Below are 20,250 nucleotides of genomic sequence, written 5' to 3' on the forward strand. Positions count from 1 at the left end.
TACGGGACCGTCGGGTAGCCCGATACACATGGACGAAGCGACGGCAGTCACGACGGACGTGAGCGTCGACGCAGTGTTATTCGATATGGACGGCGTCCTCGTCAACAGCGAGGACTACTGGGTGACCTTCCAGGAGGAAGAGATCCTGCCCGCGGCGGTCCCGAACGAAGACGTCGACGTCGCCGAAGTCAGCGGCATGAACTACCGGGAGATCTACGACTACCTCGACTCGACGTACGGAGCGGCGATCACGCGCGAAGCGTTCGTCGAGCGGTTCGCCCTGGCCGCGGAAGAACTCTACACGGAACGGGTCGAACTGTTGGACGGGCTGCACGACTTGCTCGCCGAACTCGATGCGCGCGGTATCGAGACGGCGANTGCGGTTCGCCCTGGCCGCGGAAGAACTCTACACGGAACGGGTCGAACTGTTGGACGGGCTGCACGACTTGCTCGCCGAACTCGATGCGCGCGGTATCGAGACGGCGATCGTCTCCTCGTCGCCCCACGAGTGGATCGGCTGGGTCACGGACCGATTCGAGCTCGCCGACTCGTTCGACTACGTTATCAGCGCCGACGACATCGACGCGGCGAGCAAGCCGGCTCCCGACGTGTTCGAGTACGCCGCGGACGAAGTCGGCGTTCCGGCCGCCAGGTGTGCCGTCGTCGAGGATTCGGCGAACGGCATCGAGGCGGCGGATCGCGCCGGAACCGCCGTGATCGCCTACCGGATCGACGCCCACGGCGACATCGATCGGTCGGGCGCGGACGTGGTGGTCGAGACGTCGGCGGCGCTCCGTCGGACCGTCCTGGCGTTCACCGCGGACGACACCCGCTAGATCGCTCGCTCGTAGACATCGACGACGGCGTCGGCGATCGCTTCCCAGTTCCCGTCCTCTCGAACGGCGGGCGACTGCTCGACCTGGAGGCCGCTGGAATCGTCCTCCGTGAGCCAGTTGACGAAGTTGGCGGTGCTGGTCCCGGGAAACGGTTCCTGCTCGCAGTCGTGATCGGTCGCTTCGTCGCCGTCGATACCCGTGACGAGGACCGCGAACTCGGTGCGGGCTTCGATTTCGGCTTCGAGGTCTCGCTTCAGTTGCTCGGGGGCGCCGCCACCGATCACGATATCCTCGTCGAAACAGTCCCAGTCGCTGAAGCCGTGAAAACTCACCGCGTGGTCGAACCCGCGGTCGGCGATTCGGTCGAGTTCGGGAAACGATTGCGGGCTAATATCCGCGGACATGATATGCCAGCGGTCGAACGCACCCTTCTCCGCGCTGTAGCCGACGCAGGTCCACTCGACGGCCGCGGCGGTGGTCCGTTCGTAAACCCGGTCGGCCTGTTTCTCGGTATTGTACTCGAGATACGTCCCGTGGGGGGCGGTGATGACGAGTTCATCGGCTGTTCCATCGTCTTCGAGGACTTCGACGTACTCGTTGTGATCGAGTGCGTCCTGCCGAGTCTCGTACTCGGGGTGTGGACCGTACGGTTTGATCGACGCCGCTTCGCCGACGATGCCGTCCATCGACCCGCCGTCGATGAACGCTAATCGCTCGGCGGTAGCCTCGTCGAAGCCGACGACGTCGCCTCGCCGCTCCGCCAGCCCGACGCCGATCGTGGCGATTCCGTCTTCGGTGCTGTCGTTGCAGTCGCCGCACCCGATTCTCACCTGGTCTCCGTTCTCGAGGCCGAGTTCGTCTCGCGTCCCCACCGCGAGTGCGAGGCGCTCGCGATGCGCGGTCGTCTCGTGGTCAAAATCGATGATTTCGTGGTCCTCGGCCGTCGTCGACGCTGGTCCGCCCGCCCAGGCTATCGCCTCACTGCCGATGGCTGTCAGTAGCGTTCGTGGGAACAGTTCACGTTTCACGCTCATTCGCGTTTGCCAGAAGGACCGAGATAAAATTGACTCCTGCATGCTAACACGTTCGGTCAGATACAAACCGATCGGCGAAGTTGGGCTTCCCGCCTCGGGCGCTTTCCCCGCCCCCTCGCTCGAGTACCACCGGAAGAGGGACATTGAAGACGTACCCCGGTTCGGCTCCCGTCACCGAACGCGGACGGTCCGCGTCCCCTCGACCGGAACCAGCGGTTCCTCGGGGAAGGCCACGCTCACCGTGAACTCGAGTTCGTCCGCGTCGGCACCGAAAACGCCGACCGGGACGGTTTCGGTATCTCGAAGATAGGTACTGGTGGCGGTCATCTCGACGCTATTGACCGTGACGCGGATGCCGGCCCGCGCCGGCTCGCCGATGTTACGGATCGTCACCTCGCAGACCTCGTTCTCGCCCGCGTCGATCGACTCGGGGAACGCACCCCAGCTGAACTCGATCGAGGGAAGGGACTGTGCCCCCTCGTAAATCCGCTCGGCGACGCCTTCCGAGAGGCCGGCACCGACGATGCCGTCGATATCGGCGTCGAGAACGTCGCCGGGGGTCGACACACCTTCTTTCGCGAGTTTACTCGCCCGCCCGGCCGCGACGCCGTCGATGGCCGTCAGCCCGACCGCGTCCTCGGCGACGCCGTTCTCGATTCGGGCTTCGGTTCGGCGCGCGAGATTCGCCGCGTGCGGCCCGACGAATCGGTCGAGAAACGCCCCCAGCGCGGAGATGAGTCGCGTCGCGTTCCGCTGGATGACCCAGGCGTCGCTTCGCAACTCCGCCGGCGTCGTGCCGCTCGCGGAACTGCGCAAGATTGCGAGCACCTTCCGCTGCCCGGCTTCGAGGTCGCCGGCGTCGGTCCCGACGAGGACCGCGTCGATCGCGTCGCGTTCGTCCTGGCGGGCCGACACCGAGTCGAACTCGTCGGCGGTCGCCACGGCCGTCAAAATGTCGTCCATCTCGAGCGTTCCCGGGCCGTCGGCCGCGCGGTCACAGAGTTCGGCGAAGGCGGCGGCGGTCGGGAGCCGCAGGTAGTACTTCGAGGCGAGCACGCCGCGGGGGGTCGCTTCGATCGAGAGGTCCTCGCCGGTTTCGACGAAGCCGCGGTCGACGAGTTCTTCGAGGCAGTCCCGGACGCGCTGTCTGAGGTTCGGAAAGTCGTAGTCCTCGGGGCGGGACTGCCCGCGGACGTAGTAGAAGGTCGTTTCGAGCCAGTCCATCACGTCGTCGAGATCGGTGATGGTGCCCATCGCGATCTCGGCGTTCAGGTGCGTTTCCAGGCTCTCGGCGAGGCGCGATTCGATCTCTTTGCCGTTTCGCAGGAGGCGACGGTACTTGTCGGCCTCCGCGCCGTCGCAGACGACCCAGCCGTAGCCCACGTCGTCGTAGCCCGGTCGGCCCGCGCGCCCGAGCATCTGGAGCACGTCGAGCGGACTCATGTCGACCTCGCCCTCCAGGGGGTCGTGGAGCTTCGTGTCTCGAATCACGACGCAGCGGGCGGGCAGGTTCACCCCCCAGGCCAGCGTCGAGGTCGAAAAGAGCAGTTCGACGATGCCCTCCTTGAACCACTCCTCGACGAGGTCGCGGTCGTTCTTCGAGAGGCCCGCGTGGTGGAAGGCGACGCCGTCGAGGACGGAGTTGCGGAGCGTGTCGTTGTCGAGTTCCTTCGACTCCGTATGGAAATCGTAGTCGCCGCGCGCGCCCATCGGTACGTCGCGTTCGGCGATCTCGTCGCGGGCCTTCTCGGCCGCCCGCACGGTGTCCTGTCGGGAGGAGACGAACACGAGCGCCTGGCCGTCCTCTCGGAGGTGCGGCTCCGCCAAATCGAGCGCCCGGTACAGCCGGCGGTACTTGTCCGCGAAGGAGTTCTCGCCGTGCGTGTAGGTCTTGACGCCGGCGTTGAGTTCGACCGGGCGGTACTCCTCGTCGAACTCGAAGGTGGTCTCATCGGGCGCGTCGAGCCAGGCCGCCACGTCGGAGACGTTCGGCATGGTCGCCGAGAGCGCGACGACGCGCGGGTCACAGAGCCGACGCAGGCGGGAGATCGTGACTTCGAGGACGGATCCCCGTCGATCGGCGTCCAACAGGTGAACCTCGTCGATGACGCACACGTCGATGTCCGTGACGAAATCGTACCGTCGGGAATCGTGCTTGCGGGTCGCCGAGTCGAGTTTCTCGGGCGTCATCACGAGGATGTCCGCGTGGCGCGCGCGTCGCGAGTTCAGTTCGCGCTCGCCCGTGACGACGTAGACCGAGTAGCCGAGTTCCTCGAAGCGGTCCCAGTCGTCTTCCTTCTCGTTGGTCAGCGCCCGCAGCGGCGCGATAAAGAGCGCGGTCCCGCCGTCGGCGAGCGCCTTGCAGATCGCGAGTTCGGCGAGCGCGGTCTTGCCCGAGGCGGTCGGCGCGCTGGCGACGACGTTGGCCTCGGATTCGAGCAGCGCGGGCAGGGCCTCGCGTTGCATGCGGTTGAACTCGGTAAAGGCGAAGGCGTCGGCGAACTCGGGAAGAACCTCGGCGACCTCCATCAGGCAAAAACGGGAAGCGGGTGGTGAAAGGCGTTTCCTTCGGTGCGTGCGAGCGGGCTGACAACTGCGGGCAACCGATTCGAGACGGAGACCGATTACTGCGACCGGACCAGGGCCGCCGCGACCGCTCCGACCGTGGCGAACACGACCGGATAGAGCACGCCGCCGAGGACGAGCGCGGGCGGGAGTTCTGGAGCCATCGATGCTGCAGAATCGATGCCGAAGAACGAGGCCTCCGTGTTCGACTCGGCGACGACCGCGCCCAGCCCCATCACGACGGCGTAGCCGATCGTGACCGGCGCGCCGACCACAACCGCTTCGCCGAGATTTCGCGCGTCGAACTGCGACGCCAGTATCGCCCCGACGGCGACGAGGACGAGCGGCGGGATCGCATACGCGGCTACCGAACTCGTGGTTTCGGACTGGGCGATCAGGTCGACGGTATCAGTGCGACTGAAGCCGCCGACCTCCCCGTAGGCTTCGATTTCGACGAAGTGGGCGTTGTAGTAGTACCAGGCGACGCCCATCCAGTCGGCGACGCTATCGCCGAAGGCCTCGCGAACCTCGTCGACGACCAGCAGGTAGGTGACGAGGTAGCCGACCGCGGCAGCGAGAACGCCGACGCCGGCGCTGGCCGCGACGCGTGTCGCGCGCGATACCGACCGTCCCGTTACCGACAGCGACCGGTGTGCCATCGGCTGGGGCGACCATCGTCCGCGTAATATGCTTTGTGTATCGCCGGATCAGGTGGTCGTTTCGTTCGGGGTGGCACAGTTGCTGGTGTAGCCCCGGTAGTCCGGAGCGCGATTCACACGGCTACACGGCCGGCTCGTTGCGTACGGTCTCCTCGAGTTCGTCGCTGAGCAAACTGGAGGCGCGTTCGGGTTGGGGAACGCGCTCGAAGGTGAGTTCGGGGTCGCCGGAGCCGGCCGTGTAGACGGTCAGGTCGCCGTAGCCGAGGACGCGGCCGAGCATCGTCTGCCGGAGGCTGGTGTTCTGGATGCGATCGAGGCGAAACTGGATGACGTTCCGGGAGATGACGCCGTGTTTCTTGTACAGTTCGCCGGAGGTGATTACGTACCGGGTGTTCGTCCAGGCGAGGTAGCACGCGAGCGCGATGGCCGCGCCAACGAGGGCGACTGCGACGCCGAACAGCGTCAGCGTGTCGATACCGCCGGTCGCACTCCAGGTAGCGAGCAAGACGCCGACGAGTGCGACCCCGATTCCGATCGGCATCCTGGTCCCCATCGAAATCGGATGCGGACGACTCTCCCAGATGATGTCCTCGTCGTCGCTGATGTGAAACCACTTGGGAGTCGAACCCAACCCCATTGCCCGCCGTTACTCCGTTCGTGGCCGTAAAGGTGGCGTGAGAATGCCTAAGTAGCGGCAGCTCGATCGCCGCTTCGGAAGTGCGGAAATCGAACCGGTCGCGGTCCCTATCCGTCGGCGCGTTCGGTCGGCGACTCTCCGTTCCAGACGCCGGCGCTGAACTCGACCGCGTCGTTCCAGCGGCCGACGACCGTCGTGACGGCGAGATCACCCGAAATGGTGGTCATTGTCCGAAGCCGATCCAGAATCGGATCGATTCCGGCCACGAAGTCGACGATCTTCTCGGCGTTTGCCATCGAAACTGGGTGCGTGCCGGTCGACGAACGGACCGCGAGTGCGGTCACGAGCGCCTCTTTGGTTCCCTGAGAAATGCGAGCGCCGACGGTCACGAGTTCAGCATCCGACTTTTCCGGAGCGGGGGCGCGTGTCCGGCCGGGAGTGCGGGAGGATCGTCAGACCGCGAGAACCACCACGGTTTTTCACCTCGCGCGGCAACGGTCCGGTATGCGCAGCGCACGAAAGCCCGACTGGCTCAAGATGCGGCCCCCGTCGGGGCGGGAGTTCACCGATATTCGGGAAACGCTCCGCGAGCGGGACCTGCATACGGTCTGCGAGGAGGCGAACTGCCCGAATCTCGGGGAGTGTTGGTCCGGCGGGGCCGGAACGGGCGAGGGGGAGGGCGGCACGGCCACGTTCATGCTCATGGGCGATCGCTGCTCGCGCGCGTGCAACTTCTGCGACGTGACCACCGGCGGCATGGAGCCGCTCGATCCCGACGAACCCGCGAACGTCGCCGACGCCATCGCCGAAATCGGCCTCGACTACGTCGTCCTCACGTCCGTCGACCGGGACGACCTCCCCGATCAGGGCGCGGGTCACTTCGCCGATACCATCCGCGAGATCACGGACCGCCACCCCGGCATCCTCGTCGAGGTGCTGATCCCCGACTTCCGAGGGGAACCCGAACTCGTGCGGAAGATCATCGACGCCGATCCGGACGTGATCGCGCACAACGTCGAAACCGTCGATCGCCTCCAGTTTCCCGTGCGCGACCGCCGCGCCGGCTACGAACAGTCCCTCTCCGTGCTGGAGCAGGTCGACCGCGAGTCCGATATTTACACGAAAACGTCGATCATGCTCGGCCACGGCGAGTACGACCACGAGGTCTACCAGACCCTCGCGGACTGTCGCGAGCGCGGCGTCGACATCGTCACCCTCGGGCAATACCTCCAGCCCTCGCGGAACCACCTGGATGTCGAGCGCTACGATCACCCGCACAAGTACGAGACGTGGCGGCAGGTCGCAGAAGAAGAACTGGGGTATCTCTACTGCGCCAGCGGTCCGATGGTCCGCTCGTCGTACAAAGCGGGCGAGTTATTCGTCGACGCCGTCCTCCGAGCGGGCAAGAGCGTCGAGGAGGCCCGCAGGAACGCTCGGCGCGTCGATTCACCCGTCTCGGCGACCGAGTAGGCGCGGCGACGAGCGCGGTTTGAGCGTCCCGACCTGTCCCGTTTCGTTTCCTTCTCTTTCCTTCCGCCTCGCACCCGTCCGTTTTCGTCGATCGATCTCGATTCGCGAATCTACGTCACCATCGGTACCGTTCGTATCGCCCGTTTCCGACAGTTTGCTGCCCAACTGTCCACTGTTCTGGCGAAAGCCGTCGCTCTTTCCGGGGCTATTCTAAAAATAATAATCAAGGTAAACGATCGCGGCATTCTCGACGCGATTCTCCCCGGTCCTTCGCTCACGATGGCAAGAATTCCACTGACAGTAAACTATTTACGAAAATCCTTTAACAGGAGCGATAATTCACTAGAGCATGCGCAGGTGGGTATCTCCGTGAGCACGATACAACGCGACCCCCGAGAACGAGTACAGATCCTCGACGACACCGGCCGCGTCCTGAACGACGCCGAGGTCCCCGACCTCTCCGAGGCTGAACTCGTCGAGATGTACGAACAGATGCGGCTGGTTCGCCACTTCGACGAACGCGCGGTGAGCCTGCAGCGACAGGGACGGATGGGAACGTATCCGCCGCTGTCGGGACAGGAAGCCGCACAAGTTGGCAGCGCGCACGCGCTGGATACCGACGATTGGGTCTTCCCCAGCTACCGCGAACACGGCGTCGGGCTGGTTCGTGGCCTCTCGTTGGAACACACCCTACTGTACTGGATGGGCCACGAGAAGGGCAATCACATCCCCGAGGACACGAATATCTTCACCGTCGCCGTTCCGATCGCGACCCAGATCCCGCACGCGACGGGGGCCGCCTGGGCCTCGCAACTGCAGGACGAGGAGAAGGCCTTTCTCTGTTACTTCGGCGACGGCGCGACCTCCGAAGGCGACTTCCACGAGGGACTGAACTTCGCCGGCGTCTTCGACACGCCGAACGTTTTCTTCTGTAACAACAATCAGTGGGCCATCTCCGTGCCGCGCGAGCGCCAGACCGCGAGCGCCACGTTAGCCCAGAAGGCGACCGCCTACGGTTTCGAAGGCGTCCAGGTCGACGGGATGGACCCGCTCGCGGTGTACAAGGTCACACGAGACGCCGTCGAGAAAGCGAAGAACCCGGACGACGACGAACTCCGGCCGACCCTGATCGAGGCCGTCCAGTACCGCTTCGGCGCACACACGACCGCCGACGACCCCTCGGTCTACCGCGACGATGACGAAGTCGAACGCTGGAAGCAAAAGGACCCAATTCCGCGTCTCGAGACGTTCCTGCGGAACAACGGGATGCTCGACGACGAACGCGTCGGTGCGATCGAATCCCGAATCGAAAGCGACGTCGCAGATGCCATCGACGCCGCGGAATCCGTCGAACGGCCCGACCCGGCCGAAATCTTCGCGCACGTCTACGAGGGCATGCCGAAGCGGCTGCAGGAGCAACTCGAGTGGTTCGAATCGATTCGCGAGGAACACGGCGACGACGCGCTGTTGGAGGGATAACATGGCTGCAGAATCACACTCACACGCACAATCCGAATCCGACAACCTCACGCTGGTACAGGCGGTCCGCGACGGACTCCAGAGCGAGATGGCGCGCGACGAGGACGTCGTCGTCATGGGCGAAGACGTCGGCCGAAACGGCGGCGTCTTCCGCGCCACGGAGGGGTTATACGACGAGTTCGGTGACGACCGCGTCATCGACACGCCGCTCGCGGAGTCCGGAATCATCGGCACGGCGGTCGGCATGGCCGCCTACGGGATGCGCCCGGTGCCCGAAATTCAGTTCCTCGGCTTCATCTACCCGGGATTCGATCAGATCGTCTCGCACGCGGCGCGGCTCCGAACGCGCTCGCGCGGTCGGTTTACGTGCCCGATGGTTCTTCGCGCGCCCTACGGCGGCGGCATCCGCGCCCCCGAACACCACTCCGAATCCTCGGAGTCGATGTTCGTCCACCAACCCGGGCTCAAGGTCGTCGTCCCCTCGACGCCGTACGATACGAAGGGGCTGTTGACGAGTGCGATCCGCTCGCCCGATCCGGTGGTCTTCCTGGAGCCGAAGCTCATCTACCGAGCCTTCCGCGAGGAGGTCCCCGCGGAATCGTACGAAGTGCCGCTCGGCGAGGCTGCGGTCCGCCGCGAGGGGTCCGATATCTCCGTCTTCACGTGGGGTGCGATGACGCGTCCGACGATCGAAGCCGCCGAGAACCTCGAAGGCGAGATCGACGTCGAGGTCGTCGACCTGCGAACGCTCTCGCCGCTCGACGAGGACGCGATCGTCGAATCCTTCAAGAAAACCGGTCGGGCGGCGGTCGTCCACGAAGCGCCACAGACCGGCGGTCTCGGCGCGGAGATCACCGCGACGATCCAGGAGGAGGCGCTGCTCTACCAGGAGGCACCGGTCGAGCGAATCACCGGCTTCGACACCCCGTTCCCGCTGTACGCGCTCGAAGACTACTACCTGCCCGAGGCGGCCCGTATCGAGTCGGGTATTCGGAACGCGGTGGGGATCTAACATGGTCCGCGAGTTCGAACTCCCCGACGTCGGCGAGGGCGTCGCCGAAGGTGAACTCGTCTCTTGGCTCGTCGAATCGGGGGAGACGGTCAGCGAGGACCAGCCGGTCGCGGAGGTCGAGACGGACAAGGCGCTCGTCGAGGTCCCTGCCCCGGTCAACGGAACGGTCCGCGAGTTGCACTTCGAAGAGGGCGACGTGATCCCGGTCGGGGACGTGTTCGTCACGTTCGACGTGGACGGCGAGGACGAAGCGACCGATGCCACAGCGGAGGAAGCGGCTGAAACGCCCGACAGTGCGGCGGAAACCGACAGCGACAGCGACAGCGGCACCGAACCCGCGGGCGATCCCGGCGCGACCGGTGCCGGTGAAGACACCGAGTCGGCGGAGACGCCCGACGATCGGATCTTCGCGCCCCCGCGAGTGCGACGTATGGCCCGCGACGAGGGAATCGACCTCTCGCAGATCCGGGGCAGCGGTCCGGGCGGACGGGTCACTGCTGCCGACGTGCAGGCCGCTGCGGGTACCGCACCGAGCGGGACGGCACAAGCGGCTGCGGGGGCCGACGAGGGCGCTGCTGCGGAGACGACGGCCGACGCAACCGAGGAAGGGTCGGCAGCAGACTCCAGTTCTGGAACGGAGACGGCAACCGGATCCAGTCCCCAGACCGCCACCGCGACACAAACGCAGCCGCCGGCGCAGGTCGACGCTGCGGACCGCGACCGAACGCTCGCCGCTCCTGCGACCCGTCGGATCGCCCGGGAAGAAGGCGTCGACCTCGACGCCGTCCCCGCCACCGAGGAGCGAGACGGCGAGGCGTTCGTCACGCCCGAAGCGGTTCAGGAATACGCCGACGCCCAGCGCCAGGCTCAGGAAGCCGACGCGGCGGCGCTCGAAGCCGGCGAGGCGGTCGGCGAGACGGCGGACGAGTTCGCCGAGGGCCAGCGCGAACGCCGCGAACCGTTCCGCGGCGTCCGCAAGACCATCGCCGACGCGATGGTCGAGTCGAAGTTCTCGGCACCCCACGTCACCCACCACGACGAGGTCGACGTCACCGAACTCGTCGAGGCCCGCGAACGGCTCAAATCCCGCGCCGAGGACCAGGGTATTCGGCTGACTTACATGCCGTTCATCATGAAAGCCGTCGTCGCGGCGCTCAAGCAACACCCCGAGATGAACGCGGTCATCGACGAGGCAAACGAGGAGATCGTCCACCGCAACTACTACAACATCGGCGTTGCGACGGCGACCGACGTCGGGCTGATGGTGCCGGTCGTCGACGACGCCGACGGGAAGGGACTGCTCCAACTGTCCTCCGAGATGAACGAACTCATAGCGCGCGCTCGCGACCGCTCGATCAGCCCGGACGAACTCCGCGGGTCGACGTTCACGATCACGAACATCGGCGGCATCGGCGGCGAGTACGCGACCCCGATTCTGAACTACCCCGAATCGGGCATCCTCGCCATCGGCGAGATCAAGCGCAAGCCCCGCGTCGTCACCGACGAGCACGGCGACGAGTCGATCGAGCCGCGGTCCGTGCTGACCCTCTCGGTGTCGTTCGACCACCGACTGATCGACGGTGCCGACGGCGCACGGTTTACGAACACGGTGATGGAATACCTCGAGAATCCGGACTTGCTCCTGCTCGAGTGACCACCACCCCTAAACGTTAGACACTACCCACCCTACCTATGCACATGCGCACGCACACGGTACGATTGGCTACCGAAAACTCGAGCGCGACTTCGAACGGAGGTCTCCACTGATGGTCGTCGGAGACGTTACCACCGGGACCGACGTCCTCGTCATCGGTGCCGGGCCCGCCGGCTACGTCGCCGCCATTCGAGCCGGCCAGCTCGACCTCGACGTCACGCTCGTCGAGAAAGACGCCTACGGCGGCACCTGCCTGAACTACGGCTGTATCCCATCGAAAGCCTTGATCACGGCCACCGACATCGCCCACGACGCCCGCAACGCCGAGCAGATGGGCATCCACGCCGATCCCGCAATCGATCTCTCGGGGATGGTCAGCTGGAAAGACGACGTCGTCGACCAGCTCACCGGCGGCGTCGAAAAGCTCTGCAAGGCAAACGGCGTCAACCTGATGGAGGGCACCGCCACCTTCACCGACGAAAACACCGTCCGTATCTCCCACGACGGCGACGGCCAGGGCTCCGAAACCCTCGAGTTCGAACACGCGATCGTCGCGACCGGTTCGAGCCCCATCGAGATTCCCAACTTCTCCTACGGCGACGAGCCCGTCCTGAACTCGCGCCAGGCGCTCTCGCTCGACTCCGTCCCCGACTCGCTGGTCGTCGTCGGTGCCGGCTACATCGGCATGGAACTCGCGAGCGTCTTCGCCAAACTCGGCACGGACGTGACGGTCATCGAAATGCTCGACGAGATGCTACCGGGCTACGACGACGACCTCAAACGTCCCGTCAAACAGCACGCGACCGACCTCGGCATCGAGTTCGAGTTCGGCTACACGGCTGCAGAGTGGTCCGAACGCGAGGACGGGTCCGGCATTCGCGTCGTCGCAGATCCCGTCGACGGAGCCGATGTTGCGGCGGACGGTGGCGCTGCAGCCGGCGAAGCCGAGGCCGAGGGCGAAGGCGAGGAGCCAGCATCGCTCGACCTCGACGCCGAGAAAGTCCTCGTCGCCGTCGGCCGCCGCCCCGTCTCGGATACGCTCGACCTTGATGCGGCCGGCGTCGACATCGACGACAACGGCTTCATCGAAACCGATTCGCGCGCACGCACGTCCGTCGACCACATCTACGCCGTCGGCGACGTTGCCGGCGAACCGATGCTCGCCCACAAGGGCAGCATGGAGGGTCAGGTTGCCGCCGAGGTCATCGCCGGCGAGCCGTCGGCGATCGACTACCAGGCGATGCCCGCCGTCGTCTTCACCGACCCCGAAATCGCCACCGTCGGCATGACCGAGACGGACGCGGCGGACGCCGGCTTCGACACCGCCGTCGGAAAATTCCCCTTCCAGGCCAGCGGCCGCGCGCTCACGACCGGTGAGAGCGACGGCTTCGTCAAAATCGTCGCCGAGGAAAACGAGGGCTACGTCCTCGGTGCTAGCATCGTCGGCCCCGAAGCGTCCGAACTCGTCGCCGAACTCGGACTCGCAATCGAACTCGGGGCAACTCTTGAGGATGTTGCCTCGACGGTACACACACATCCGACACTCTCGGAGTCAGTGATGGAAGCCGCTGAGAACGCGCTTGGACACGCAATTCACACACTAAATCGATAGCGCTCCGCTCGAAATCAGTTGCCGCTCTTCGGGCCGCTTCACTCTCAGGGCCTGCACTCGGGTTCACTCTCGATATCTCGCTGTTACTGTACGTACAGTGAATACGCGATCACGAGAAAGCCTGCGAGTACGAGCAGACTCTCGAGCAAGACCCCCATCATCAGATGGACGTTGAGGACTTCATACAGCATTCCTGCCAGTACGAATCCGAGCGTTACGAGGCCGAATCCGAACGACAGATACCCGAGTGCTCGCTGTCTCGTCCGCCGATAAGCCTTGAACGCGAAGTACGTAATGATGCCTCCCACGATGAGGACGAGCGTTTTGACGACTGCGAGTGCAAGCGCGATCTCTGCTCCGCCAGTGTTGTATGGACTCATGTCTCCTTTCGCACCTCCGACCAGAGTTCTGCAAGCCGTTAGTCTGCCGTCTGAGCTGGACGGTCGATCTGCACCGATAGCGACCGGTCCTCGTCTAACCCTAGTGTGATCTCATCGAACGCGACAGCATACTTGCTTGCGTGGTGCCCGTCGCGGCGAATCTCCGTCGTCTCCTCGAGCAACGTCGACTCCGTCAGTAACTCGAGTTTTCGGTAGAGCGTCGACTGCGGGATCTCACACCGGGCAGTGAGTTCAGAAGCCGTCATCGGTTCCTCGAGATTTCGAATAATCTCACGGCAGTCAGGGTCGTCGAGTGCAGCGCAAATCTCCGCTGCAGACGGCATCGACTCCGAACCGATCGGGTCCCGGACCATTCATTCTCTCCTTGTAACGCGTGCCGTTTATTCGCATCGATGTGCTCCCCCGCTGATCGCCTTATTCCCGATTTCAGCGGTTTTCTCAACCGTTGTCGCCGATCGACCCGAGCGGTGCTCGGCAAACAGTGAATCGTTTCCAACTGCTAGACCGACCCCATCTCCACTACCGATCGACCCCACACAAATCAGTAATCGTATTCCATTTCAACCGTCCTCTCCCACTCCCGCTGGAACACCGCTGCCACGCCACACCGACCACAACCACCAACTACAAACCTTCTTACACTCGCGCCTCCGAACACACCCCACGCGGGTATCATCCGGTCCGACCGATCTACGAGGACGGGATGACCGACCGACCTCCGCCCGCGTAACACGTTCATACTCGACTCTCCCTGACCTGAACTCGAGACGAGACCTTTCTCTACCGAGACGGACATTGCTCTCAACATAGCCACCTGTAGCTCCAACTCGCATCCACAGTTGTGCTTTAGCCACTGGTAATAAGATACTCAGTGTTGGTCTCGGTCCTTCTATTCTTCTTTGACCCACTCAAACTAGGAAATACAGCCGGCAATCAACCATCGTGACTCTCTACCTTGAGAGAGGGATCAACACGGACCAGACCGCCTCCGAGACGACGGCCTTATATATGTACCCTCGCCTCGTCTTTAATGCGAACGACGTGGCCCACGCCGCCACGTCCCCTCCGGCCGTTTCCCGGCACGGAGGTCGGCATCATATCCACCTGCCCGTCAGCCACCTCGGCTGTCACCTGGGGTCTCGTCTCGGGGTGCCTCGCACCGCGAGACGATGCCCTTAAGTATACCAGGGCACTCGGATATGACGCAACGAACGCGTGATGGCGACGTGCTGAACTCTCAGCGCGTCGTCGCTCGGACGGTTCGGGTTCGAAGGGGTTAAGTACCCCAGATAACCTACGAATACGTCCGAAGGAAATGAGGATTCCACCCCTGCGGTCCGCCGTACAGATGGGATCTGATGTGAGCCTTGGTAGTTCGGTGACGCCCGATCGGTTCACGATCGCGGCCGCTCACCGAACGTGGACCCATTTAGTGTGAGTGCATNTCTGATGTGAGCCTTGGTAGTTCGGTGACGCCCGATCGGTTCACGATCGCGGCCGCTCACCGAACGTGGACCCATTTAGTGTGAGTGCATTAGCATTCACCGCCAACCCCCCAGCTTCGCGCTGGGGAGACCATTCCGGTTGATCCTGCCGGAGGTCATTGCTATTGGAGTCCGATTTAGCCATGCTAGTCGCACGAGTTTAGACTCGTGGCAGATAGCTCAGTAACACGTGGCCAAACTACCCTATAGATCCGGCCAACCTCGGGAAACTGAGGCTAATCCGGAATAACGCTTTCAGCCTGGAGTGGCGAGAGCGTGAAACGCTCCGGCGCTATAGGATGTGGCTGCGGCCGATTAGGTAGACGGTGGGGTAACGGCCCACCGTGCCAGTAATCGGTACGGGTTGTGAGAGCAAGAGCCCGGAGACGGTATCTGAGACAAGATACCGGGCCCTACGGGGCGCAGCAGGCGCGAAACCTTTACACTGCACGCGAGTGCGATAAGGGGACTCCAGGTGCGAGGGCATATAGTCCTCGCTTTTCTCNGAGGAACAAGTGCTGGGCAAGACCGGTGCCAGCCGCCGCGGTAATACCGGCAGCACAAGTGATGACCGCTGTTATTGGGCCTAAAGCGTCCGTAGCTGGCCAGACAAGTTCATCGGGAAATCTGCGCGCCTAACGCGCAGGCGTCCGGTGGAAACTGCCTGGCTTGGGACCGGAAGACCAGAGGGGTACGTCTGGGGTAGGAGTGAAATCCCGTAATCCTGGACGGACCACCGGTGGCGAAAGCGCCTCTGGAAGACGGATCCGACGGTGAGGGACGAAAGCTCGGGTCACGAACCGGATTAGATACCCGGGTAGTCCGAGCTGTAAACGATGTCTGCTAGGTGTGACACAGGCTACGAGCCTGTGTTGTGCCGTAGGGAAGCCGTGAAGCAGACCGCCTGGGAAGTACGTCCGCAAGGATGAAACTTAAAGGAATTGGCGGGGGAGCACTACAACCGGAGGAGCCTGCGGTTTAATTGGACTCAACGCCGGACATCTCACCAGCATCGACAGTGTGCAGTGACGGTCAGTGTGATGAGCTTACCTGAGCCACTGAGAGGAGGTGCATGGCCGCCGTCAGCTCGTACCGTGAGGCGTCCTGTTAAGTCAGGCAACGAGCGAGACCCGCACCCTTAATTGCCAGCAACACCCTTGTGGTGGTTGGGTACATTAAGAGGACTGCCAGTGCCAAACTGGAGGAAGGAACGGGCAACGGTAGGTCAGTATGCCCCGAATGTGCTGGGCGACACGCGGGCTACAATGGTCGAGACAGTGGGATGCAACGCCGAAAGGCGACGCTAATCTCCGAAACTCGATCGTAGTTCGGATTGAGGGCTGAAACTCGCCCTCATGAAGCTGGATTCGGTAGTAATCGCGCCTCAGAAGGGCGCGGTGAATACGTCCCTGCTCCTTGCACACACCGCCCGTCAAAGCACCCGAGTGGGGTCCGGATGAGGCCCGGTTCCCGGGTCGAATCTGGGCTCCGCAAGGGGGCTTAAGTCGTAACAAGGTAGCCGTAGGGGAATCTGCGGCTGGATCACCTCCACAGATCGGGACTGGGGCGACGCCCCAGCCCACCTACAGTCCACGTTCGGTTACAGCAGCCGTCCGCCGAACCGAGCGGGCACCTTTGAACTACCAAGGCTTACATCACGCTTCCCGATGGCTCGTTTGAGCCATCGGGGTGGGCCCATAGCTCAGTGGGAGAGTGCCTCCTTTGCAAGGAGGATGCCCTGGGTTCAAATCCCAGTGGGTCCATATCGCGACGCGCACTCAGTGCGGGTCGCTTGTAACCGATGCACCACTCCGCGTAAGCGTGAGTGGGAAGGGTCAATGCAGGCCGGCCGTCTACCGGCGTGCAAATGCGACCGTGTGTACGTGTAGNGATGCACCACTCCGCGTAAGCGTGAGTGGGAAGGGTCAATGCAGGCCGGCCGTCTACCGGCGTGCAAATGCGACCGTGTGTACGTGTAGTCCAGGCGTCCACTGGACCCGTTCCCGGGTCACTTGCGTTCCACCTCTGGTGGAACGCAGATCCGAAGAACGTGGCTACTGTGCCAGCTGGTGGATCGCTCGGCTTGAGAGCTGAAGACGGACGTGCCAAGCTGCGATAAGCCTGTGGGACCCGCACGGAGGGAAAGAACACAGGATTTCCGAATGGGAATCCCCACCGCAATTGCTTCGCGCAATGGGGAACGCCGAGAACTGAAACATCTCAGTATCGGCAGGAAGAGAAAACGTAATCGTGATGTCGTTAGTACTGGCGAAGGAACGCGATCCCAGTCCAAACCGAAGCCTTCGGGCAATGTGGTGTTCGGACTGACATGCACTCTCAGAACCGTTACAAGAAGTCTCTTGGAACAGAGCACGAGACAGGGTGACAGTCCCGTACTGTAACGTAGTAAGAGACGAGTCAGCTCCAGAGTATCGGGGGTTGGATATCCCTCGTGAATATCTCAGGCATCGACTGAGAAGACTAAATACTCCTCAAGACCGATAGCGAACAAGTAGTGTGAACGAACGCTGAAAAGCACCCCACGAAGGGAGGTGCAATAGGGCGTGAAATCAGTTGGCGATCGAACGACNATAGCGAACAAGTAGTGTGAACGAACGCTGAAAAGCACCCCACGAAGGGAGGTGCAATAGGGCGTGAAATCAGTTGGCGATCGAACGACAGAGCACACAAGGTCCCGTGAGCAACGAGGCAGGTGCGAACCTGTAGTAGACATCACGGGAAGCCGGTGTTGTGTCGTGCGTTTTGAAAAACGAACCAGGGAGTGTGCCTGTTTGACGAGTCTAACCTGCTTATCAGGGAAGGCGTAGGGAAACCGATATGGCCGCAGTCTTTCGACGAGGGCCACCGTGTTCAAGCGCGGGGAGTCAAACGGGCACGACCCGAANGGGAAGGCGTAGGGAAACCGATATGGCCGCAGTCTTTCGACGAGGGCCACCGTGTTCAAGCGCGGGGAGTCAAACGGGCACGACCCGAAACCGGACGATCTAGACATGGATAAGGTGAAGCGTGCCGAAAGGCACGTGGAGGCCTGTTAGCGTTGGTGTCCTACAATACCCTCGCGTGATCTATGTCTAGGGGTGAAAGGCCCATCGAGTCCGGAAACAGCTGGTTCCAACCGAAAAATGTCGAAGCATTACCTCTGCCGAGATAGTTCGTGAGGTAGAGCTACGGATTGGGGGACCGCACTCCGAGAGGAGTGCGCCCCCCTGTCCAACTCCGAACTTACGAACGTCGTTTGACGCAGGGAGTTCGGTGCACGGGGTAAGCCTGTGTACCGTAAGGGAGACAACCCAGCGCCGGGTTAAGGTCCCCAAGTGTGGATTAAGTGCGATCGAAGGTGGTCTCAAGCCCCAGACAGCCGGGAGGTGAGCTTAGAAGCAGCTACCCTCTAAGAAAAGCGTAACAGCTTACCGGCCGAGGTTTGAGGCGCCCAAAATGATCGGGGCTCAAATCCACCACCGAGACCTGGCCGTNAACCGTGTAGGTTGGCGTTCTGTTCGGGTGGAAGCACGAACGAGAGTTCGTGTGGACCGTTCAGAAACGAAAATCCTGGTCATAGTAGCAGCGTGAGTCGGGTGAGAACCCCGACGGCCGAACGAGTAAGGGTTCCTCAGCAATGCTAATCAGCTGAGGGTTAGCCGGTCCTAAGTCTCACCGCAGTTCGACTGAGACAACAGGGAAACAGGTTAATATTCCTGTGCCGGTATGCAATCAAAGTTGACGCTTCGGGGCCGCTCGAACCGGGCACTCGCCCGGTCGAACAGTCGAAGACCGTGGAAGCCGTAATGGCACGAAGCGATCGAATGACTGGATAGCGCAAGTCGAGCCAACCTGGAGCCCGTGAAAAGACGAGCATACCGTCCGTACCGAGATCCGACACAGGTACTCGTGGCAGCGAAAGCCAAGGTCTGTCGGGAATAACCGACGTTAGGGAATTCGGCAAGTTAGTCCCGTACGTTCGCAATAAGGGATGCCTGCCCTGCAATGGGGCAGGTCGCAGTGACTCGGGCGCTCCAACTGTCTAGTAACAACATAGGTGACCGCAAATCCGCAAGGACTCGTACGGTCACTGAATCCTGCCCAGTGCGGGTATCTGAACACCCAGTACAATGGGACGAAGGACCCGTTAACGGCGGGGGTAACTATGACCCTCTTAAGGTAGCGTAGTACCTTGCCGCTTCAGTAGCGGCTTGCATGAATGGATCAATGAGAGCGCCACTGTCCCAACGTTGGGCCCGGTGAACTGTACGTTCCAGTGCGGAGTCTGGAGACCCCCAAGGGGAAGCGAAGACCCTATAGAGCTTTACTGCAGGCTGTCACTGAGACGTGGTCGCCATTGTGCAGCATAGGTAGGAGCCGCTACACAGGTACCCGCGCTAGCGGGTCACCGAGGCANATTGAAATACTACCCGATGGTGACTGCGACTCTCACTCCTGGCGGAGGACACTGGTAGCCGGGCAGTTTGACTGGGGCGGTACGCGCCTGAAAAGATATCGGGCGCGCCCCAAGATTTCCTCACCCGCGTCGGAGACGCGGGAAAGAGCGCAAGAGCATACGGAAGTCTGACAGTGTCCGGCCTAACGACGGACGCTGACGCGAAAGCGTGGTCTAGCGAACCAATTAGGCTGCTTGATGCGGCCAATTGCTGACAGAAAAGCTACCTTAGGGATAACAGAGTCGTCACCCGCAAGAGCACATATCGACCGGGTGGCTTGCTACCTCGATGTCGGTTCCCTCCATCCTGCCCGTGCAGCAGCGGGCAAGGGTGAGGTTGTTCGCCTATTAAAGGAGGTCGTGAGCTGGGTTTAGACCGTCGTGAGACAGGTCGGCTGCTATCTATTGGGGGTGTGAGGTTCCTGACAGGAACGTTCGTATAGTACGAGAGGAACTCCGAATGGGTGCCACTGGTGTACCGGCTGTTCGACAGAGCACGTGCCGGGTAGCCACGCACCACGGGGTAAGAGCTGAACGCATCTAAGCTCGAAACCCACCTGGAAAAGAGGAACCANTTCGACAGAGCACGTGCCGGGTAGCCACGCACCACGGGGTAAGAGCTGAACGCATCTAAGCTCGAAACCCACCTGGAAAAGAGGAACCATTGAGGCCACTTCTAGAAGAGAAGATCGATAGACTCGGGGTGTACGCGTCGAGGCAACGAGACGTTGAGCCCGCGAGCACTAATCGGCCAAGCCACACATTCATACTGCATCTGGATCGGACCCGTGAACGGGTCCGGACGCAAACTGGACTACACGTACATTACGGTTATGCCACCGATTATGGTTTGACAGCGGTTCGATTCCGTTGATCGGCGTTAGGGCGGCCACAGTGGCGGGGAACCTCCCGTACCCATCCCGAACACGGTTGATAAGCCCGCCTACGTAT

General features: G+C 62.6%; 12 protein-coding genes, 1 tRNA gene, 3 rRNA genes and 1 pseudogene. 10 read left to right on the top strand and 7 right to left on the bottom strand.

The annotated features are described in order from the left end of the window. Positions 1-28: 28 nt before the first annotated feature. A pseudogene (locus tag C481_RS23220) lies at positions 29-836 on the top strand (HAD family hydrolase). Here C481_RS23220 and C481_RS19445 read toward each other — a convergent pair. The 5 genes from C481_RS19445 to C481_RS22800 all read right to left on the bottom strand — a co-directional run bounded on the left by C481_RS19445 (position 833) and on the right by C481_RS22800 (position 6,120). After that, entirely contained in the window at positions 833-1,870 is a 1,038-nt protein-coding gene (locus C481_RS19445; protein WP_006111049.1) for a poly-gamma-glutamate hydrolase family protein, read from the bottom strand. The pseudogene C481_RS23220 and the gene C481_RS19445 overlap by 4 nt on opposite strands. A gap of 171 nt (positions 1,871-2,041) precedes the next feature. Then, positions 2,042-4,399 carry a DEAD/DEAH box helicase gene (locus C481_RS19450; protein WP_006111050.1) on the bottom strand — a complete coding sequence of 786 codons (2,358 nt, stop codon included), beginning with the start codon at positions 4,397-4,399 and terminating at the stop codon, positions 2,042-2,044. A 95-nt stretch (positions 4,400-4,494) separates the two neighbouring features. Then, positions 4,495-5,094, bottom strand: a complete 600-nt coding sequence (locus C481_RS19455) for a hypothetical protein (RefSeq protein WP_006111051.1) — start codon at positions 5,092-5,094, stop codon at positions 4,495-4,497. A 121-nt stretch (positions 5,095-5,215) separates the two neighbouring features. Then, complete coding sequence (locus C481_RS19460; RefSeq protein ID WP_006111052.1) at positions 5,216-5,731, bottom strand: PH domain-containing protein; 516 nt, start codon at positions 5,729-5,731, stop codon at positions 5,216-5,218. A 107-nt stretch (positions 5,732-5,838) separates the two neighbouring features. Beyond that, positions 5,839-6,120: a hypothetical protein gene (locus tag C481_RS22800; protein WP_006111053.1), complete on the bottom strand. Its 282-nt coding sequence runs from the start codon at positions 6,118-6,120 to the stop codon at positions 5,839-5,841. On the opposite strand from C481_RS22800, the gene lipA reads away from it, so the two are divergent. The 5 genes from lipA (at position 6,101) to lpdA (ending at position 12,958) form a co-directional block, all read left to right on the top strand. Beyond that, the gene (gene lipA, locus C481_RS19470) at positions 6,101-7,201 is read left to right on the top strand and encodes a lipoyl synthase (protein WP_275040074.1); all 1,101 of its coding nucleotides are present in this window, start codon (positions 6,101-6,103) and stop codon (positions 7,199-7,201) included. The genes C481_RS22800 and lipA overlap by 20 nt on opposite strands. A 369-nt stretch (positions 7,202-7,570) precedes the next feature. Continuing rightward, the gene (pdhA, locus tag C481_RS19480; protein ID WP_006111056.1) at positions 7,571-8,680 is read left to right on the top strand and encodes a pyruvate dehydrogenase (acetyl-transferring) E1 component subunit alpha; all 1,110 of its coding nucleotides are present in this window, start codon (positions 7,571-7,573) and stop codon (positions 8,678-8,680) included. A gap of 1 nt (position 8,681) precedes the next feature. Then, positions 8,682-9,692, top strand: coding sequence for an alpha-ketoacid dehydrogenase subunit beta (locus C481_RS19485; RefSeq protein ID WP_006111057.1), 1,011 nt, complete (start codon positions 8,682-8,684; stop codon positions 9,690-9,692). A gap of 1 nt (position 9,693) precedes the next feature. Then, positions 9,694-11,346: a 2-oxo acid dehydrogenase subunit E2 gene (locus C481_RS19490; protein ID WP_006111058.1), complete on the top strand. Its 1,653-nt coding sequence runs from the start codon at positions 9,694-9,696 to the stop codon at positions 11,344-11,346. 112 nt (positions 11,347-11,458) lie between these two features. Then, on the top strand, positions 11,459-12,958 hold the full coding sequence (gene lpdA, locus C481_RS19495) for a dihydrolipoyl dehydrogenase (RefSeq protein WP_006111059.1): 1,500 nt from the start codon (positions 11,459-11,461) through the stop codon (positions 12,956-12,958). Positions 12,959-13,041: 83 nt separating this feature from the next. On the opposite strand, the gene C481_RS19500 is transcribed toward lpdA, so the two are convergent. Both C481_RS19500 and C481_RS19505 read right to left on the bottom strand, forming a co-directional pair. After that, positions 13,042-13,338 (bottom strand): DUF7521 family protein, encoded by a 297-nt coding sequence (locus C481_RS19500; protein WP_006111060.1) that lies wholly within the window; start codon positions 13,336-13,338, stop codon positions 13,042-13,044. Between the two features lie 38 nt (positions 13,339-13,376). After that, positions 13,377-13,712 (bottom strand): winged helix-turn-helix domain-containing protein, encoded by a 336-nt coding sequence (locus C481_RS19505; RefSeq protein WP_006111061.1) that lies wholly within the window; start codon positions 13,710-13,712, stop codon positions 13,377-13,379. 1,224 nt (positions 13,713-14,936) lie between these two features. On the opposite strand from C481_RS19505, the gene C481_RS19510 reads away from it, so the two are divergent. From C481_RS19510 to rrf, 4 genes are all read left to right on the top strand, one after another. Next, positions 14,937-16,394, top strand: a 16S ribosomal RNA gene (locus tag C481_RS19510). Between the two features lie 140 nt (positions 16,395-16,534). Continuing rightward, positions 16,535-16,606: transfer RNA gene (locus C481_RS19515), tRNA-Ala, on the top strand. A 282-nt stretch (positions 16,607-16,888) separates the two neighbouring features. Beyond that, positions 16,889-20,064, top strand: a 23S ribosomal RNA gene (locus tag C481_RS19520). A gap of 116 nt (positions 20,065-20,180) precedes the next feature. Continuing rightward, positions 20,181-20,250: ribosomal RNA gene (rrf, locus tag C481_RS19525) — 5S ribosomal RNA — on the top strand; the annotation flags it as partial.

The sequence above is a fragment of the Natrialba asiatica DSM 12278 genome (assembly GCF_000337555.1).
GTDB classification, from domain to species: Archaea; Halobacteriota; Halobacteria; order Halobacteriales; family Natrialbaceae; genus Natrialba; species Natrialba asiatica.

Bases quoted from the DNA above. Each gene is read 5' to 3' on its own strand.
- C481_RS19490 (WP_006111058.1), top strand. From the start codon at position 9,694: ATGGTCCGCGAGTTCGAACTCCCCGACGTCGGCGAGGGCGTCGCCGAA.
- C481_RS19445 (WP_006111049.1), bottom strand. From the start codon at position 1,870: ATGAGCGTGAAACGTGAACTGTTCCCACGAACGCTACTGACAGCCATC.
- C481_RS19460 (WP_006111052.1), bottom strand. From the start codon at position 5,731: ATGGGGTTGGGTTCGACTCCCAAGTGGTTTCACATCAGCGACGACGAG.
- C481_RS19505 (WP_006111061.1), bottom strand. From the start codon at position 13,712: ATGGTCCGGGACCCGATCGGTTCGGAGTCGATGCCGTCTGCAGCGGAG.
- lpdA (WP_006111059.1), top strand. From the start codon at position 11,459: ATGGTCGTCGGAGACGTTACCACCGGGACCGACGTCCTCGTCATCGGT.
- C481_RS19455 (WP_006111051.1), bottom strand. From the start codon at position 5,094: ATGGCACACCGGTCGCTGTCGGTAACGGGACGGTCGGTATCGCGCGCG.
- lipA (WP_275040074.1), top strand. From the start codon at position 6,101: ATGCGAGCGCCGACGGTCACGAGTTCAGCATCCGACTTTTCCGGAGCG.
- C481_RS19450 (WP_006111050.1), bottom strand. From the start codon at position 4,399: ATGGAGGTCGCCGAGGTTCTTCCCGAGTTCGCCGACGCCTTCGCCTTT.
- C481_RS19500 (WP_006111060.1), bottom strand. From the start codon at position 13,338: ATGAGTCCATACAACACTGGCGGAGCAGAGATCGCGCTTGCACTCGCA.
- C481_RS19485 (WP_006111057.1), top strand. From the start codon at position 8,682: ATGGCTGCAGAATCACACTCACACGCACAATCCGAATCCGACAACCTC.